The sequence below is a fragment of the Naasia aerilata genome (assembly GCF_030296595.1).
GTDB classification, from domain to species: domain Bacteria; phylum Actinomycetota; class Actinomycetes; order Actinomycetales; family Microbacteriaceae; genus Naasia; species Naasia aerilata.
Genome location: NZ_AP027731.1, coordinates 664,321 through 681,406 on the forward strand (window position 1 = coordinate 664,321; position 17,086 = coordinate 681,406).

General features: G+C 70.7%; 16 protein-coding genes and 1 tRNA gene. 5 read left to right on the plus strand and 12 right to left on the minus strand.

Annotated features, from left to right (window positions below):
* Window positions 1–18 precede the first annotated feature (18 nt).
* Together QUE51_RS03615 and QUE51_RS03620 are read right to left on the minus strand one after the other, a co-directional pair.
* Entirely contained in the window at window positions 19–1,311 is a 1,293-nt protein-coding gene (locus tag QUE51_RS03615; protein ID WP_286278246.1) for a histidine phosphatase family protein, read from the minus strand.
* Between the two features lie 139 nt (window positions 1,312–1,450).
* Window positions 1,451–2,530, minus strand: coding sequence for a phosphotransferase family protein (locus QUE51_RS03620; protein ID WP_286278247.1), 1,080 nt, complete (start codon window positions 2,528–2,530; stop codon window positions 1,451–1,453).
* A 168-nt stretch (window positions 2,531–2,698) separates the two neighbouring features.
* Here QUE51_RS03620 and QUE51_RS03625 point away from each other — a divergent pair, with 168 nt between their 5' ends.
* A complete protein-coding gene (locus tag QUE51_RS03625; protein ID WP_286278249.1) occupies window positions 2,699–2,950 on the plus strand; it encodes a hypothetical protein in 252 nt (83 codons plus the stop codon).
* A 153-nt stretch (window positions 2,951–3,103) separates the two neighbouring features.
* Here QUE51_RS03625 and QUE51_RS03630 read toward each other — a convergent pair whose 3' ends face one another.
* The gene (locus tag QUE51_RS03630) at window positions 3,104–4,060 is read right to left on the minus strand and encodes a DUF2510 domain-containing protein (RefSeq protein ID WP_286278250.1); all 957 of its coding nucleotides are present in this window, start codon (window positions 4,058–4,060) and stop codon (window positions 3,104–3,106) included.
* 202 nt (window positions 4,061–4,262) lie between these two features.
* On the opposite strand from QUE51_RS03630, the gene QUE51_RS03635 reads away from it, so the two are divergent.
* The gene (locus tag QUE51_RS03635; protein WP_286278251.1) at window positions 4,263–4,727 is read left to right on the plus strand and encodes a hypothetical protein; all 465 of its coding nucleotides are present in this window, start codon (window positions 4,263–4,265) and stop codon (window positions 4,725–4,727) included.
* A 57-nt stretch (window positions 4,728–4,784) separates the two neighbouring features.
* On the opposite strand, the gene QUE51_RS03640 is transcribed toward QUE51_RS03635, so the two are convergent.
* The 3 genes from QUE51_RS03640 to QUE51_RS03650 all read right to left on the minus strand — a co-directional run bounded on the left by QUE51_RS03640 (window position 4,785) and on the right by QUE51_RS03650 (window position 7,502).
* A complete protein-coding gene (locus tag QUE51_RS03640) occupies window positions 4,785–6,323 on the minus strand; it encodes an FAD-dependent monooxygenase (protein ID WP_286278252.1) in 1,539 nt (512 codons plus the stop codon).
* Between the two features lie 22 nt (window positions 6,324–6,345).
* Window positions 6,346–6,418, minus strand: a tRNA-Thr gene (locus QUE51_RS03645).
* 172 nt (window positions 6,419–6,590) lie between these two features.
* The gene (locus QUE51_RS03650) at window positions 6,591–7,502 is read right to left on the minus strand and encodes a DsbA family protein (RefSeq protein WP_286278253.1); all 912 of its coding nucleotides are present in this window, start codon (window positions 7,500–7,502) and stop codon (window positions 6,591–6,593) included.
* 253 nt (window positions 7,503–7,755) lie between these two features.
* Between QUE51_RS03650 and QUE51_RS03655 the strand changes: the two genes are divergently transcribed.
* Together QUE51_RS03655 and QUE51_RS03660 are read left to right on the plus strand one after the other, a co-directional pair.
* Window positions 7,756–8,856 carry an ABC transporter ATP-binding protein gene (locus tag QUE51_RS03655; RefSeq protein ID WP_286278254.1) on the plus strand — a complete coding sequence of 367 codons (1,101 nt, stop codon included), beginning with the start codon at window positions 7,756–7,758 and terminating at the stop codon, window positions 8,854–8,856.
* A 72-nt stretch (window positions 8,857–8,928) separates the two neighbouring features.
* Window positions 8,929–10,212 carry a DUF4032 domain-containing protein gene (locus QUE51_RS03660; RefSeq protein WP_286279244.1) on the plus strand — a complete coding sequence of 428 codons (1,284 nt, stop codon included), beginning with the start codon at window positions 8,929–8,931 and terminating at the stop codon, window positions 10,210–10,212.
* Between the two features lie 7 nt (window positions 10,213–10,219).
* On the opposite strand, the gene rlmB is transcribed toward QUE51_RS03660, so the two are convergent.
* From rlmB to QUE51_RS03680, 4 genes are read right to left on the minus strand one after another with little or no spacing between them, the layout of a single operon-like run.
* Window positions 10,220–11,215, minus strand: coding sequence for a 23S rRNA (guanosine(2251)-2'-O)-methyltransferase RlmB (gene rlmB, locus QUE51_RS03665; RefSeq protein ID WP_286278255.1), 996 nt, complete (start codon window positions 11,213–11,215; stop codon window positions 10,220–10,222).
* Complete coding sequence (gene cysS / locus QUE51_RS03670) at window positions 11,208–12,638, minus strand: cysteine--tRNA ligase (protein WP_286278256.1); 1,431 nt, start codon at window positions 12,636–12,638, stop codon at window positions 11,208–11,210. The genes rlmB and cysS overlap by 8 nt, the downstream gene beginning before the upstream one ends.
* A 4-nt stretch (window positions 12,639–12,642) precedes the next feature.
* Window positions 12,643–13,803, minus strand: a complete 1,161-nt coding sequence (ispD, locus tag QUE51_RS03675; RefSeq protein WP_286278257.1) for a 2-C-methyl-D-erythritol 4-phosphate cytidylyltransferase — start codon at window positions 13,801–13,803, stop codon at window positions 12,643–12,645.
* Window positions 13,804–13,813: 10 nt separating this feature from the next.
* Entirely contained in the window at window positions 13,814–14,296 is a 483-nt protein-coding gene (locus QUE51_RS03680; protein ID WP_286278258.1) for a CarD family transcriptional regulator, read from the minus strand.
* Between the two features lie 164 nt (window positions 14,297–14,460).
* Here QUE51_RS03680 and QUE51_RS03685 point away from each other — a divergent pair, with 164 nt between their 5' ends.
* Window positions 14,461–15,093, plus strand: a complete 633-nt coding sequence (locus QUE51_RS03685) for a hypothetical protein (RefSeq protein ID WP_286278259.1) — start codon at window positions 14,461–14,463, stop codon at window positions 15,091–15,093.
* A 47-nt stretch (window positions 15,094–15,140) separates the two neighbouring features.
* Here the strand turns inward: QUE51_RS03685 and QUE51_RS03690 are convergent, their stop codons facing one another.
* Both QUE51_RS03690 and QUE51_RS03695 read right to left on the minus strand, forming a co-directional pair.
* A complete protein-coding gene (locus QUE51_RS03690; RefSeq protein ID WP_286278260.1) occupies window positions 15,141–15,830 on the minus strand; it encodes a response regulator transcription factor in 690 nt (229 codons plus the stop codon).
* Window positions 15,827–16,984, minus strand: coding sequence for a sensor histidine kinase (locus QUE51_RS03695; RefSeq protein WP_286278261.1), 1,158 nt, complete (start codon window positions 16,982–16,984; stop codon window positions 15,827–15,829). The genes QUE51_RS03690 and QUE51_RS03695 overlap by 4 nt, the downstream gene beginning before the upstream one ends.
* Window positions 16,985–17,086 lie beyond the last annotated feature (102 nt).

Consider the following 17,086-nt stretch of genomic DNA (forward strand, 5'->3'; position numbering starts at 1 on the left):
GGCGATGCGGCAGGGCGACTACTCCACGGGTTCGCCGGTGGGGCCCGCCGGCTCCTCGACGCCGACCCCGCTGATCGGGTTGCCCATCCAGCTGACGCAGGTCCAGCCGTCCGCGGTCTGCTCGAGGACCGCGACCCCCGTGTTGTCGAGCCACAGGTGGCCGATGGCGTCGGAATCCAGGTTGTCGGCCTTGGCCGACGCCCAGCAGCGGATCGCGGCGCCGTGACTCACGAGGGCGACGCTCTCGAGGCCGGCGTCGAGTCCGGCCCGCACGGCCTCGTCGACGACGGCGTCGTAGCGCTCGAAGAAGCCGTGCCCGTCCTCCCCGTCCGGGATGCGGGCATCCCGGTCGCCGCCCGACCAGCTGAGGATCGTCTCGATATAGGCCCGGACATCCGGCTGCGTGGCCGACATCTCGTAGCGGCCGGCGGAGATCTCGCGGATGCCGTCGCGGACGGTGACGTCGAGGGCGAGCTCGCGCGCGAGCGGCGCAGCGGTCTGCCGGGCACGCGTGGCCGTCGACGCCCAGATCATGCCGATGCCGTCGGACGCGAGCGCGGCCGGGAGGGCTTCCGCCTGCTCCCGGCCGAGCGGGGTCAGCTCCGGCCCGGGCACCGCGGTGTCCAGGATGCCGCGGATGTTGGACGAGATCTGGCCGTGACGGATCAGGTGGAGACGCATCCCTCCACCCTGCCCGATGCCGGCTGAGCCCGAGCTACCGGCGGGAGCCGAACTTCGGGAGCATCCCTCCCACGCGCTCCAGCAGCGGCACGGCCACGAGGGGCTGGTGCGGCGCTGCTGCTCGCCCTGCTGAGCCGCGAGCACGATGAGCACGGCCGTGAGGATGGGCGGCACCCACTGCACGAACTTCTGCTGCCTCTGCGCGCTCGACATCTCCGGCGAGGCGGAGGCCAGGGGCTCGGTGGGGCTGTTGCCGCCCTCGTCCTGGTGCTTCGACTGCACGCGCCCGAGCACGCCGGAGTAGGCGGACGCCCCGATGGCGGCGAGCGTGATCGCGGTCTTCACGGCCGCGCTCTTCTGCGCCTCGGGCTGCGCGAGCAGGCGCTGCTTGTCCGACAGGAGCATCCCGACGCTGCCGGCGATGTGGGCGGCGACCGAGCCGACCAGCACCGGCGTCCACTTCTGCCAGCCGGCGGAGGCGATCCTGGTCCGCTCGCGCGGCGCCCGGGCGACGGCGGCTCCGCCGTTGAGGCCGATGGCACCCATCAGCGTTCCCCCGAACCAGGAGGCGAGGCCGACGTCGTGGAGGCTGCGGACGACTGTCGTGGTGGTGTTGTTGGCGGTGGGCATCGTGGGTCCTCCTGCGGTTCCGGGTTCGGCGCGTCGTCCGCGCCGGTCCGTCGACTGTTGCGGCGGAGCCTCCGAAGGTCCTGAGGACGGGGGCGCCGATCAGGCGGCGCGGTCGAGCGTCGACTCCAGAGCGCTCCGGCTACGCGAGCGTCCGCTCGGCCGCGGCGAGCTGCAGGTCGATGAGCACGAGGAGCTCCTCCGCGGCCTCCTCACCGGTCTCCTCGGGAAGGCTCCCCCGGCGGGGAACGTCGCCACGCTCGAGGCCGTCCGCCACATCGACCGCGAGCTTCCAGCGGAGCGCGGCCGACGCATCCAGTCCGCGCCGCACGTCCGCGATGTCGGCGCGCGGCTGCTCCTCGTGGAGCCCGGCGGCATAGGCGTCCACCGCCTCCTCGAGCAGGGGTGCGACGACGAAGGCGGACGCATCCCCGCGCCGCACGGAGGAGAACAGGAGCGAGGCGAGATCGGCACCCACCGGGCCGGGACCGACCGACTCCCAGTCGATGAGCACCGTGCGGCCGTCGGAGCGGAAGACGTTCGCGCCGACGGCGTCGTGGTGGCAGAGGGTGTGCGGCAGGGCTTCCAGCACGCCGCGGACGTCGGGCTGCGCGAGGATCAGGCGCTCGGCGGCTGCCAGCCGGTCGCCGAGATGGGCGACGACAGCGGGGTTGCGGCGCCGCACGGTGGCGAGGCCGCGCTCGGCGGCCTCGGGCTGCGAGTGGCGGTCGATCCAGCCGTCGAACATCCACGGCTCGTCGAGAGGGCGACCGATCCAGCGTCCGGCGAGCCCGCCCAGGTCGTGCGCGGCCTCGAGGATGGTGTCGGCATCCAGCGGCCGGGTCCCGTCGTGGTGGATCTCCTCCAGCCAGAGCACCGTGCGGCCGTCGTCCTCGACCGCCGAGCCGTAGAGCCGAGGTGCGCGAACGGCGGGCGCGAGATCCTCCAGCAGCCCGGATGCGTAGGCGGCGTACTCCCGGTCCCCGTTGTCCGTGAGATAGGGAATGGCGAGGTGCGGACCCTCGGTGGTCTTCTCGATCATCGACCACGGGATGCGGTCCCCGTCGGCGAGCGCGACGCCGTGGATGCGCGTCACCGCCCGATGAGCGAGGAAGGCGTCGTAGTCGAGGGCATCCTGCCGCACATCCTCGAGCACCACCGATGCACGCGACACCGCACGGGCGACCGCCGCCGACAGCGCGGTCGCAGCCGCTTCACTCATTCACCCCGGCCTCCCGCTACTGCCCACTCAGGGCGCATCCGACCGTACCCGCCGTGGGATCCTAAGAACGTCCTCCCGGTCGAGATCCTCCGCCGAGACGCCCCCGCTGGCGTGGCCTGGGCTTTTCCGGCGCGCAGTCGGTACCGTGGGGATGAACCGGGAGGCGTCATGGGCGAGGGCATCATCCCCGAACCGTTGGTCGGGGAGACCGTCGAGGTGTGGCGCTACGCCGAGTACGAGGACTTCGGCGCTCGCGAGGCCGACGACTACAGCGTGCACTTCTACGTCGTGGACGAGGGCACCTGTCGTGCGCTCGATCCCGGCCCCGGCATGGTCGCCTCGCGCGACCGGGTCCTCGTCCCATTCGGCTCGGCCGAGCACGAGAACGCGATCCGGAACGAGTACCGCGGCCGCTACTGAGCCCGCCGTCGCACTGCTACGAGGGTCGCTATCCCTTCCGGGGCCATTCACGGACCCTCCCGCTTCGGCGTCTCGCAGATATCTCAGCGCGCTTCACGCCCGCTGCGGCCGATCGTTGGGCGCACCTCCTGAGGAGAAGCCCCGTGCTGAGCGTCACTCAGAGTCTGCGGCTGCTTCGCGCTTGAGGGCAGCGAGTCTGTCGATCACGACGGTCCTCCAGCCGGAGCACTCCGCTGCGCGACCGTCATCCGCTTGCGCATTCGGCAGATAACAGCTTCCCCGCACCACGAGGTTGTCCCGCTGCAGTTCGAACACACTCATGTAGTACTCCGACTCGGTTCCCGAGGCCGAGACGATGCCCACCTCGGTCCAGGCAACGCCTTCCAACCCACCTGGCATATCGGCGTCTTCCGGAGCGACACTCGTCGCAAAGTAGTGCCTCGTGGCGTATCCCGGCCCGCATGCGGCAACCGCGTCGCGGGTGGCCTGAAGCTGCCGGGCGGCCGCCTCCGCGCTCGGCAGAACGCGAGCGCTGGCGTTCGCGTCACCGCCTGCTCCGTCGTCGTCGTTGCCGTATGAAGCGACCATGCGGAGCGGATCCGTGGACCGGGCGTCGGAACCGCGCATCGGCTGGAGGAAGGACAGCGTTTCGCACATGAGAGGGGCGCCACCGTCGCTCTCAAAGCTCCCCTTCGCGTGCGCCAAGGCGACGTCCACTGTCGGATCAGTGAGGTGGGATCCGTAGCTGAACCATGCCTCGGACGGCGGGACCAGGCTCAAGATCAAGCCTTTCAGGTCGTCCACCGAGAACACCGGATCGCTGCCCGTTTCTGCCGGAGGACCGCTTGCACCGGGAACGAAGCTCTGCGGCGGGCCACTGGGGGTGCGATTGATCAGGGCCAGGCTCGCGACGGCAGCGACACCGACAACGAGCAGGACCGCAGCGACGCCGGCGATCAGGATGACCGGTGCCCGCCGCCCCTCCTTCGCCGTTACCTCGGTTCGTTGGTCGGCAGAGACCGTCTCGTCCGTCCACCCCATGCCGTCCCAGTACCGCTCAAGCCGAGGATCGGTGTGGTCGGGGTACCAGCCGGCGGGAATGTGGCTCATGAGCCGAAGCTAGAGCCGCGATGGACTGCTGTTCCCGCACGACACAGTCGGTGCCTCAGCGCCGCCGTCGGGAGGGCGCTGGACTCTGTCCTACTCCGCACGGCGTAATCGCGGTTACGCCCCCGCCCGACGACGTCCGGCCGCACGGCCGAGAGAGTGGAGCCGCGCCCGAACCGAGACGCCGAACGAAAGGGCTCCACCAATGACCGCATCCGCCGCTCCCTCTCGCAGCACCACCGTCTCACGAGTGCTCCTCACCGGCGCTCTCGCCGCCGTCCTCACGAGCGCCGTCAACGTCGCCATCGGCTGGGGTGCGGTCGCAGTCGGCGTTCCCCAGACGCCGGTGCTGGGCATCCCGGCCGGTGTCTCCGCATCCGCGGTCGCGGGGATGGGGGGCGCCATCGGCTGGCAGCTCGTGCGAGCCCGCGCCGCCGATCCCCGCAAGGTTCTCGTCCTGCTCGTGCCGATCGTTCTCCTGCTGTCGTTCATCCCCGACATCGTGCTTGCCGTGCTGATTGCGGACACGACCGGAATCGCTCCGGTGCTGGCGCTCGCGCTCATGCACGTGGCGACCATCACGATCGCGGTGGCCGTGTACGCCCGCCTGCTGCCCGTTGGCGCCGTCCGGACGAAGTCCGCGCGGGTGCCGGCCGAAGCGACCGCGTGACGCGACCAGGTTGCGCGGGCCCCGATCCGCGAAGTGACAGCCGGCGCGGACGGCGACTCACGCGAGTTGAAGCGCCGCCTGAAACACCGCTCGCGCTTCGGCGGGGGTCGCCTGCGCAGCGACGAAGCCGTCGGGACGAACCAGGTAGAGCCGGTCCGGACGGAGACGGCTCGAGCCGGCTGAGCGGAACGCCTGAGCCTGCACACCCAGTCCGCTCCCCAGCCCGACGGCGACCGCCGCGGTGTCGGCTCCGTAGCTGTGGATCTGCCACCGCATCGACCGCAGGCAGTCGTAGTTCTCGCCCGTCCAGGGCAACCGCCGCCCGACCACCGGATCCCGGTGACCTCGGCGGCCCTGCGCCGTCGGCATCATCGGATAGTGGATGCGGATCTGCGACAGGTACTCGAAGATCCGGGATGCCCCGGAGATCCGCGGAAGAAAGCGCACCGCGATCGGCGCGACGAACGGAACGATCCGCCGACGCAGCAGCCGAGGAACGCGACGGCGTGACGTGACGACGCCGAAGAGGCGGTCGGTGGTGGAGACGAGTCGGGCGGCCACGGGTCGCCGTTCTGCCTCGTAACGGCCGAGGTAGGAGTCGGCCGCCCTCCCTTGGACAACGTCCGCGATCTTGCAGACGAGGTTGTGGGCGTCTTGGATGCCGGTGTTCATGCCCTGTGCGCCGACGGGCGAATGGACGTGCGCAGCGTCGCCGGCCACGAACACGGGTCCTTCTCGGAAACGGGCGGCGATCCGATGGTGCACCCGGTAGGTGGAGAACCAGGCCGCGCTGTCATAGTGAACCCCGAAGACCCGCCGCAGGCGCTCGCGCACCTCGCCCTCGACGACTTCCGGCGGGAGGTCTGCACGATCCCCGGGGACCACGCCGAGCAGCCGGTTCGCTCCACCCGTCCCCATGGGGAAGGTCAGGAGGAAGTCCTGGTCCGCCATCCGCATGTTGATGCGTCCCTCCACCAAGCCCGTGACTCCGACGGCGTCCGAGACATAGAACGTGTGGGGATTCGTCACACCGAGAAACGGGATGCCGATCATGCTGCGGGCACTGGACGAGGCACCGTCCGCGCCGATGCAGTATCGAGCACAGATGACGGCCGCTCCGTCGCCGACCCGCATCACCGTTGCACGCACCGATTGACCGCCGCCGCCTCTCTCCCGTGATTCCAGCTCCAGTGAGCTCAGCCGAGTTCCCCAGCGGACTGGGTTTCCTGCCGCGTCGAGCGCGCCGGCGAGGATGCGTTCGTTCTTGCTCTGCTCGAGCACGTACATGCTCGGGTACGGGGACAGGGTCTGGCCGAGCGGCCGGAGCTGCACCGGGGAGAAGTGCCGATCCTCGTATCCGGGCACGACGGAATCGGCAGGCCACGCCTCAGCGAGCACCTGGGGTGCGAGTCCGAGCTGGTCGTAGATCTCCAGCGTTCGCGCCTGCACGCCCAAGGCGCGCGACTCGCGAGTCGGTCCGTCCTTGCCGTCGATGATCGTCACAGCGACGCCGAGCTTCAGCAGACACAGGGCCGCGGTCAGTCCGGTCGGGCCCGCACCGACAACGAGCACATCCGTGCGCTCTTCGGGCTGCATCCGACACCTCCAGCGGCACCAGAGCCGACTGCGGGACTTGAACCCGCAACCGCCCGATTACAAGTCGGGTGCGCTACCAATTGCGCCAAGTCGGCCTGCGGGCGCGAGCCCGCGGCACCATCCTACGGAGCGGCCAGACCGCCCGCCCCAGCCCGCGCAGCACGTGCCGGGATCACCGCGGACTGCAACGAAGCGGACGTGTCGCAACCGCGCACGGTTGCGACACGTCCGGATCGTTGCGACGCGCCGACTGGGCCGGTCGCGGCCCTACGAGGCGGGGGTGGGGGTCGGGGAAGGAGTGGGGGTCGGGGAGCTCGTCGGCGCCGCGGACTGCTGGAGGACGAACGCCGCGAACTCGTTCGGGTCGGTCAGCGAGCCGCTGTACTGGGCGCCGTTGACGATGACCGTCGGGGTGCCCGTGACCTTCTTGACGTCGCTGTCGGGCAGCGGGCCCTTCAGCGCACGGTTCGTCGCATCCGTGACCCACGAGTTGTAGGTGCCGTCGTTGATGCAGGAGGCGATCTTCGAGGCCGACTTCACCTTCGCCTCCTTCGTCAGGTCGACGAGCTTCTTGTTCTCGAGGCCCGGCGTCTGCTCCTGCGGCTGGTTACTGAAGAGCAGCGCGCTGTAGGCGAAGAAGGAGTCGGGCGAGTAGTTCGCCACGCACGCCGCGGCGTTCGCGGAGCGGGTGGAGTACTTGGTGCCCTGCGAGTTGGCGTTGAGGATCGAGATCGGGTGGATCTCCACCGTCGCGCTGCCCTCCGTGACCCAGCTCTCGATCTGCTCGGCGTTGGTCGCCTCGAACTGGCCGCAGAACGGGCAGAGGTAGTCGACGTACACCTTGATGTCGACGACGTTGGGCGCGTTGGCTTCGGACGGGACGGGATCCGACCCGGCCGGCAGCGAGGGCGTCGTCACCGCCTTCAGGTCCTGGCCGATCTTGACGCCGTCGCTCGCCATGTTCGCGGGGCCGGGGCCGGGCGGGCGGATCGAGTTGACGATGATGATGGCGACCACGGCGATGATCGCCACCGCCGCGATGCCGATGCCCGTGAACAGGATCGCCTTGTTGCGCCGCTCGCGACGCTTCTGCTCCTCGCGGAGCTGGCGTGCCTTCTCGCGTGCGGCGTCGCGACGTTCGTTCTTCGAGGGCCTGGCGTTTCCTCCGCCGTTGGTCACAGACAAACTCCTAGTCGTGGGCGCGCGCGTTCAAACACGCGAGGTGCGCTCAGAATCGTACGGCCATCGAACTGAGAACCTTCAGAACGGCCCCTGAACGGCGAGTCCCTGCGCGGTCCGGATGGCCTGAAAACCGCGCCATTACGCGGATCGGGGCAACAGTGGCATACTGAGCCGGTCGGCCCGAAGACGTCCCGACGCTTCATTCACTCGGATCGTCCGGCACGTACCTGCCGGTGAAGGAGATACCACCATGGCATCCGTCACGTTCGACAACGCCACCCGGCTCTACCCGGGATCGACCCGTCCCGCGGTCGACGCGCTCAACCTGGAAGTGGCGGATGGCGAGTTCCTCGTCCTCGTCGGCCCCTCCGGCTGCGGCAAGTCCACCTCGCTCCGCATGCTCGCTGGGCTCGAGGAGGTCAACTCCGGCGCCATCCTGATCGGCGACCGCAACGTCACCGACGTGCCGCCGAAGGACCGCGACATCGCGATGGTGTTCCAGAACTACGCGCTGTACCCGCACATGACGGTCGCCGAGAACATGGGCTTCGCGCTCAAGATCGCCGGCGTCAACAAGGACGACCGCGCCCAGCGGGTCCTCGAGGCCGCTCGCCTGCTCGACCTCGAGCCCTACCTCAACCGCAAGCCGAAGGCCCTCTCCGGCGGTCAGCGCCAGCGCGTCGCCATGGGCCGCGCCATCGTCCGCCAGCCCCAGGTCTTCCTCATGGACGAGCCGCTGTCGAACCTCGACGCCAAGCTCCGCGTCCAGACCCGCACGCAGATCGCGTCGCTGCAGCGCCGCCTCGGCGTCACGACCGTCTACGTGACCCACGACCAGACCGAGGCCCTGACCATGGGTGACCGCATCGCGGTCCTCAAGGACGGCGTCCTCCAGCAGGTCGGCAGCCCCCGCGACCTCTACGAGAACCCGAAGAACGTCTTCGTCGCCGGCTTCATCGGCAGCCCCGCGATGAACCTGTTCCCCGCGGACGTCACGGCCGAGGGCGTGCACTTCGGCACCGCGATCGTGCCGCTCGAGCGCTCCGTGCTCGCCGGCGTCGACGGCTCGCAGGTCACCGTGGGCGTCCGCCCCGAGGATGTCGTCGTCTCCCCGAACCGCGGCGAGGGCCTCCAGGTGGAGGTCGACCTCGTCGAGGAGCTCGGCGCGGACGGCTACCTCTACGGCCACTCGGAGGTGGAGGGTCGCCGCACCGACATCGTCGCGCGCGTCGACGGCCGCATCCACCCCAACATGGGCGACATCGTCTACCTGACCCCGCAGCCCGGTCACCTGCACGTCTTCGACGTGCAGTCGGGTGAGCGTCGCAGCAGCGCCGTCGCGCTCGCCTGAGGCAACGATTCGAGGAGGGCCCGCCGCGACTGTCGCGGCGGGCCCTTCGCATAGGCTTGGACACTTATGGCGATCTCCGGCTCACTCAACATCACGGCGGCCATGGTCGACCCGGCCCTCCTCGACCTCCCGTGGGACCTGCCTCTCGAGGACTGGCCTGAGGACAGCATCGCGGCGCTGCCGAAGGGGATCTCCCGGCACCTGGTCCGATTCGTGAACCTGTCCGGGTATGTCATCGCCATCAAGGAGACGTCCGAGGACCTCGCTCGGCGCGAGTACGAGATGCTCCGCACGCTGCAGCGCATGGATGTGCCCTGCGTCGATCCGGTCGCCGTCATCTCCAACCGCACGGACGAGAACGGCCAGCCGCTCGAGGCGGTGCTCGTCACCCGGCACCTCAAGTTCTCGCTGCCCTACCGCGCCCTGTTCTCCCAGGCGCTGCGTCCCGACACGGCCACCCGCCTCGTGGATGCGCTGGCCCTGCTCCTCGTGCGGCTGCACATCATCGGCTTCTTCTGGGGCGACGTGTCGCTCTCCAACACGCTGTTCCGCCGCGACGCCGGCTCGTTCGCCGCGTACCTCGTGGACGCGGAGACCGGGAAGCTCTACCCGGGCGGCGGGCTCTCCAACGGCCAGCGCGAGAACGACCTCGAGATCGCGCGCGTCAACATCGCGGGCGAGCTCATGGACCTCGAGGCCGGCGGCCGGGTCGAGGAGGGCGTCGACCCCCTCGAGGTGAGCGAGCGCATCGTCGCCCAGTACCGCACGCTCTGGAAGGAGCTCACCGGCTGGGAGGTCTTCCCCGGCGGCGAGCGGTGGCGGATCAGCCAGCGCGTCGACCGGCTCAACGACCTCGGCTTCGACATCGACGAGCTCGCGATCAAGACGGACGAGACCGGCACGCAGGTGCGCATCCAGCCGAAGGTCGTCGACGCCGGGCACCACTCTCGCCGCCTCCTTCGCCTCACCGGGATCGACGCACAGGAGAACCAGGCGCGCCGCCTCCTCAACGACCTCGACTCCTACCGCGCGACCTTCGGCCGCGAGGGGCAGGACGAGGAGGCGATCGCCCACGAGTGGGTCGCCCAGGTGTTCGAACCCGTCGTGCGTGCGATCCCGCGCGACCTGAAGGGGAAGCTCGAGCCGGCCGAGGTGTTCCACCAGCTGCTGGAGCACCGCTGGTTCATGTCGCAGAAGCAGTCCCGCGACGTGCCGCTGGCCGAGGCGGTCGCCGCCTACATCGACGACATCCTGCGCCACCGCCGCGACGAGGCCACCATGATCACGCCGCCGACAGGCCTCATCACGCTGCCGATGGGCGCGGACGAGGACGACGACTGGCGCTCGAAGGTCTGAGGCTCCTTCAGGCCTGGGCGGCGCGGAGCTTCGCGATCTCGTAGAGGGCGACGCTCGCCGCGATGCCCGCGTTCAGCGACTCCGTCGTGTCTGTGATGGGGATCGAGACGACCGCGTCGCACGTCTCCGTCACGAGGCGGGACAGGCCCTTGCCCTCGCTGCCGACCACGAGGACGAGCGGACCGGTCGCGAGCTCGAGGCCCGGCAGCGGGGTGTCGCCGCCTGCGTCCAGGCCAACCACGAAGAGCCCGCGCTCCTTGTAGGCCTTGAGCGCCTGCGTGAGGTTGGTGGCCATGGCGACCGGGATGCGCGCCGCCGCGCCCGCCGAGGTCTTCCACGCCGAGGCGGTGAGCCCGACCGAGCGGCGCTGGGGCACGATGACGCCCTGCCCGCCGAACGCCGCGATGGAGCGGATGACCGCGCCCAGGTTGCGCGGGTCGGTCACGCCGTCGACGGCGACGAGGAGCGGCACCTCGCCGCGATCCTCGACCGCCTCGAGCAGCTCCATCGGGTGCAGGTACTCGTACGGCGGCACCTTGAGGGCGATGCCCTGGTGCACGGCGTCGTCCCCGGTGAGGCGGTCGATCTCCGGCCGTGTCACCTCGAGCAGCGGGATGCCGCGGTGACCGGCGAGCGCGATGGCCTCGCGCACCCGGTCGTCCATCTCCAGTCGGACGGCGATGTACAGGGCGGTCGCGGGGACCTTGGCGCGCAGCGCCTCGACGACCGAGTTGCGGCCGGTCACGACCTCCGACTCGTCGCTCGACTTCGGGCGACGCTGGGGCCGTGGCGCCGCCGACGCCTGCTGTCCTCGGGTGCCGGCCTTCGCGGCGGCCCGCTCGGCGGCGGCCTTCCGCTTCCCGGCGGGGTGGTAGGTGCGGTCCTCGGCGCGCGGCGTCGGCCCCTTGCCCTCGAGTGACCGCCGGCCCTGTCCGCCGGAGCCGACCTTGGGACCCTTGCTCGTCTTGCGGACGGCTCCGGGCCGCCCCTTCCGCTCAGCCATCGATGCTCCAATGTGTGCCGGCCGGGGAGTCCTCGAGCACGATGCCCGCCTCCGCCAGCTCGTTGCGAATCTGGTCAGCGCGCGCGAAGTCCCGCGCGCCGCGTGCTGCCTGTCGCTCCTCGATCAGGCGCTCGACGAGCACGGCGAGCGCTCCGACGGCGCCACCGTCCTCGGCCGCCCGCCACTGCGCGTCCAGCGGATCGATGCCGAGCACGCGCACCATGGCGAGCACCTCCGCCCGGCGATCCGCGACTGTCGGCAGGCTGTCGACGTCGAGCAGCGCATTGCCCGCCCGCACGGTCTCGTGCAGGACCGCGAAGGCCTCGGGCGTCGACAGGTCGTCGTCGAGCGCGGCCGCGAACGCGTCGGGCACGACGTCGGCCCGCTCCGCCGCGATGCCCGCTCGCTCGAGTGCACGCGCGGACCGCTCCAGGAAGACGCGGACGCGGTCGAGCGCGGCCTCCGCCTCGAGCAGGGCGCCCTCGTGGTAGTCGAGGCTCGACCGGTAGTGGGTCGCCGCCAGGTAGTAGCGGATGACCACAGCCGGCGCCTCCGCGAGGAAGTCGGCCGCGAAGATCGAGTTGCCGAGCGACTTCGACATCTTCTGCCCCTCGACGGTGACGAGGCCGTTGTGCACCCAGTAGCGGGCGAAGCCGTCTCCGGCCGCCGTGGTCTGGGCGAGCTCGTTCTCGTGGTGCGGGAAGCGCAGGTCCAGCCCACCGCCGTGGATGTCGAACTGCGGTCCGAGGTAGCGGGCCGACATGGCCGAGCACTCGATGTGCCAGCCGGGGCGACCGGGTCCCCACGGCGAGGCCCAGGACGCGGACTCCGGCTCGTCAGCCTTGCGCCCCTTCCAGAGGGCGAAGTCGCGGGGATCGCGCTTGCCGCGGGGGTCGGCGTCCTCGGCGGCGACCATGTCGGCCGGCGACTGGCGCGTCAGCGCGCCGTAGGCCGGCCAGCTGCCGGTGTCGAAGTAGACGTCGCCCGAGCCGTCCGGCGCCGGATAGGCGTGGCCGCGGTCGATGAGACGCGCGATGAGGTCGAGCATCTGCTGCACGCTCGCGGTCGCGCGCGGCTCGTAGGTGGGTGGCTGGATGCCGAGGCGCGCATACGCCGCGGAGAACTCGAGCTCGTAGCGGTAGGCGAGCGCCCACCACTCCTCTCCCCCGTCGCTGCCGGGCCGCGCCGAGAAGGCGAGGATCTTGTCATCGATGTCCGTGACGTTGCGGACGAGCGTGACCTTGTACCCGCGGTAGCTCAGCCAGCGGCGCCACAGGTCGTAGGAGAGCGCGGAGCGCAGGTGGCCGATGTGCGGCGACGACTGCACGGTGGGTCCGCAGACGTACATCCCGACCTCGCCCGGGACGAGAGGCTCGAACTCCCGCAGCCGGGCTTCGAGGGAGTCGTACAGTCGAAGCGCCACGCAGCTAGCTTAGGGATCCCGCCGCGTGCCCGACGAGGACGGTCGCGATGGCGGCGATGCCCTCGCCTTGCCCCGTGAAGCCGAGGCCGTCCGTCGTGGTCGCGGAGACGGACACGGGCGCGCCGACGACCTTCGTGAGGGCCGCCTCCGCCTCCTCACGCCGGGCGGCGAAGCGCGGCCTGTTGCCGACCACCTGGACCGACACGTTGAGCGGGGCCCATCCCGCTGCGGCGAGCAGTTCCACCGTCCCGCGCAGGAACACGTCACCGGCAGCCCCGGCGTACCGCGGGTCGTCGGTGCCGAAGCGCGAGCCGATGTCGCCGAGGCCGGCGGCGGAGAGAAGGGCGTCGCACACCGCGTGGGCGACTGCGTCGCCGTCGCTGTGCCCTGCCAGGCCCCTCTCCCCGGGCCAGTCGAGCAGCGCGAGGCGTAGCGGGCCGTCGCCGCCGAAGGCATGCACGTCGATGCCGATCCCCGTGCGGGGCACTCCCCCGCCGACGAGGAGCTCGGCGCGCCTCAGGTCGTCGCCGGTCGTGATCTTGAATGCCCGGGGATCGCCGGGGATCACGTCCACCGGACGACCGGAGGCGGCGTACACGGCCGCGTCATCCGTGTGCTCCGAGGCGACGGCGGCATAGGCGGCCTCCAGCTCGGCCCGCGGGAAGCCCTGCGGAGTCTGCACGGCCCGCAGCTCCGAGCGGTCCACCGTCTCCCGGATGGCCTCGTCCGCCGTGACGCGCTTGATCGTGTCCGCGACCGGCAGGCCGGGGATGACCCCGCGGCCGGTGGCGCGCACGGCGGACACCACGGCGTCCAGCTGCGCAGGCGGGGTGAGGGCGCGCGCGGCATCGTGCACCAGCACGACCTCGACCGCGTCGGCCAGCGCCGCCAGCCCTGCGAGCACGGACTGCTGACGGCTCTCCCCGCCGGGGACGACGACGGCGTTCGGCACGCCGTGCAGCAGCTCCGCCGCCTCCGCCTGCCTTCCGGCGGGCGCGACGACGATCAGCTGGGGCTCGGACACCATTCCCCGGATGCCGTCCAGGGCATACGCGAGCATCGGCCGTCCACGAAGCGCGACGAAGGCCTTGGGAACGCCGAGACCGAGGCGCGTGCCGCCGCCGGCGGCGACGAGGACGACCGCGACCGTGGGCTCACGGCTCACGGTCGAGGGCTCAGGAGGCGAGGACCTCGTCGAGAACCGTGGACGCCTGGTCCTCGTCGGTCTTCTCGGCGAGAGCGAGCTCGGAGATCAGGATCTGACGTGCCTTGGCGAGCATGCGCTTCTCACCGGCCGACAGGCCGCGGTCCTGGTCACGGCGCCACAGGTCGCGGACGACCTCGGACACCTTGATGACGTCGCCCGACGCGAGCTTCTCGAGGTTCGCCTTGTAGCGGCGCGACCAGTTGGTCGGCTCCTCGGTGAAGGGAGCGCGCAGCACCTCGAACACGCGGTCGAGGCCCTCCTTGCCGATCACGTCACGGACGCCCACGAGGTCGACGTTGTCCGCCGGAACCTCGATGGTCAGATCGCCCTGAGTGACGTTCAGCTTGAGATAGACCTTCTCCTCACCCTTCACCATCCTCTTCTTCACTTCAGTGATGGTTGCTGCCCCGTGATGGGGGTATACGACAGTCTCGCCGACCTCGAAAAGCATGGGTGATGAGTCCTTTCGACCGGCGACAATCCTAGCACAGGCGCGGTATCGGGGCTCCGGCGTCCCCTGGGGCCGGGGGCTGGTGCAGTAGGCTCGGACCGCGGACGACGCCCGGAGAATGCCTGGACGAGGCACCGGCGGCGGGGCCGCGGGGAGGGAAGAACGTGGTCAAGGTTCGCACGGCGGTGTCCGCCCTGCTGGCAGCCGTCCTGGCGGTCAGCATCGCCGGCTGCTCGTTCACGAACGGCAATCAGACCCTCCCGCGGAAGTACGACCCCAGCGACGGGGTCGGCGCGAACGTCGGCGACTTGGACGTGCGCAACGCGCTCATCGTCACCGACGACGGCTCGCGCGGCTCGCTCGTGGTCACCGTGATCAACCAGACGGACAAGCAGAAGCAGCTCTCGATGCAGTACGAGAGCAGCTCGGCGACCGCCGCAAACGGCCGGGAGACCGTGCGGGTCAACGTCCCCGAGTTCTCGACCGTCACCTTCGGCTACGACGAGAGCGAGCAGGTCGTCCTCGAGGACATCGACACGACCCCCGGCGCGCTCTTCCCGGTCTACTTCACGAGCGGCAACTCCGAGGGCGCCGAGCTCAAGGTGCCGGTGCTCGACACGACGCTCGCCGAGTACGACGGGCTCACGCCCTCCCCCTCGCCCACGGCCGTTCCCACCCCATCGGCCACGCCGACGGCCGTGCCGGTCCCGATCCCGACACCGACCGAGGGCACCGCTCCGGAGGGCGACAACTCCGGCGACACCGCGCCCGGCGACTCGGTCGACTCCGGCCAGTAGCCGCGCTTCGGCGTCCTCTTCCCCCGAGCCGACGCTCGAGGCGGAGCTCACACCGGCGCGGCGTCCTCGATGCGGTAGCCGAGCCCGCGCACGGTGACCAGGAGGGTCGGGTCCGACGGGTCCGCCTCGATCTTCGCGCGCAGCCGCTTGATGTGGACGTCGAGGGTCTTGGTGTCGCCGAAGTAGTCGGCGCCCCACACCCGGTCGATGAGCTGGCCTCGCGTCAGCACGCGTCCCGCGTTCCGGAGCAGCAGCTCGAGCAGGTCGAATTCCTTCAGCGGCATGGGCGTCGCCGCCCCGCCCACCGTGACGAGGTGCCGCTCGACGTCCATCCGCACCGGACCGACGTGCAGCTGGCTCTGGGAGTCCTCCGGCTCCTGCTGCCTGCGCAGGACGGCGCGGATCCGGGCGAGCAGCTCGCGCGTGGAGTACGGCTTCGTCACGTAGTCGTCGGCGCCCAGCTCGAGCCCCACCACGATGTCCACCTCGGAGTCCTTCGCGGTGAGCATGATGATCGGCACGGCGGAGCGCGTCCGGATCTCCCGGCACACCTCCGTGCCGGGCAGGCCCGGCAGCATCAGGTCGAGGAGCACCAGGTCCGCCCCCGTGCGGGCGAACTCGGCCACCCCGGTCGGGCCGTCCGCCGCGACCGTGACCTCGTAGCCCTCCCTGCCGAGCAGGAAGGCGAGGGGCTCGCTGAGCGCCGGCTCGTCCTCGACCAGAAGGATGTGCGTCACGCTGACTCCAATCCGAGCGCGGCAGCCCGCGCCTCCGATGCTTCCGGGATGCGCAGGGTGAAGGTGGACCCCTGCCCCGTCCTCGACCACAGGCGGACCTCGCCGCCGTGGTTCTGCACGACGTGCTTCACGATGGCGAGGCCGAGACCGGATCCGCCGGTGTTGCGCGACCGGGCCTGATCGACGCGGTAGAACCGCTCGAACACCCGCTCGCGATCGGCCGGGGCGATCCCGATGCCCTGATCGGTCACCGCCACCTCCACCAGCCCATCGCTCGTGCGCACCCCCACGCCGACGCGACCGCCGTCGGGCGAGTACTGGATCGCGTTCGCGATGAGGTTGTGCACGGCGACGATGAGCAGCGCCTCGTCGCCGTAGACCTGCGCGTGCTTCTGGCCGCCGCGCACCAGCTCGATCCCGCGTGCGCCGGCCGCCACGGAGTTCTGATCGATGGCGCTCGCCACCACATGGCCGACGTCGATCAGCTCAGGGGCCTTCAGCGCATCCGCCGCCTGCAGGCGGGACAGCTCGATGATCTCCTGCGTGATGCGGGCCAGCCGGTGCGCCTCCTCCGACAGCCGGGACGCGAACCGCCGCACCGCGGTCGCGTCGTCCGCCGCGGAGTCGAGTGCCTCCGACAGCAGCGAGATCGCGCCGATCGGCGTCTTCAGCTCGTGGCTGATGTTCGCGACGAAGTCCCGGCGCACGTCCTCCAGGCGCATCGCCTCGGACCGGTCCTCGACGAGCAGCAGCACGTAACGCACGCCCAGCCGGGCGCCGCGCACGACGACGTCCAGATTCGAGTCGCCGAACGGACCCCGCGGCAGCAGCAGGTTGCGCACCACGGGCTCGCCCGTGGCGCGGACCTCCTCGACCACCTCCGACAGCGCAGGGTGCAGCAGGGCCCGCTGATGGACGAGCCCCAGGGCGGCGGCGCCCGCGGAGTGCTTCACCACCGTGTTCGACGGATCGAGCACCAGTCCTGGCGCCTCCAGGGCCTCCAGCATCCCGTCGATGCCATCGGGCACATCCTCGGCGGCAGCCTCCGCGGCCAGCGCTCCACGACGGACCGACAGGCTCACCAGGAGGGTGAGCGCGATCCCCACCGCCAGGCCGAACAGCATCGCCAGCGGCACCAGCCACGCCGATTGCACGGTCCTAGACTATGAGGACGCCTCACCGGACCGGGGACCCCGGGGCCTCCGGAAGCCCGCAATTCCCCTCCGGTTCGGAAAGACGACACCAGCCGTTAACCT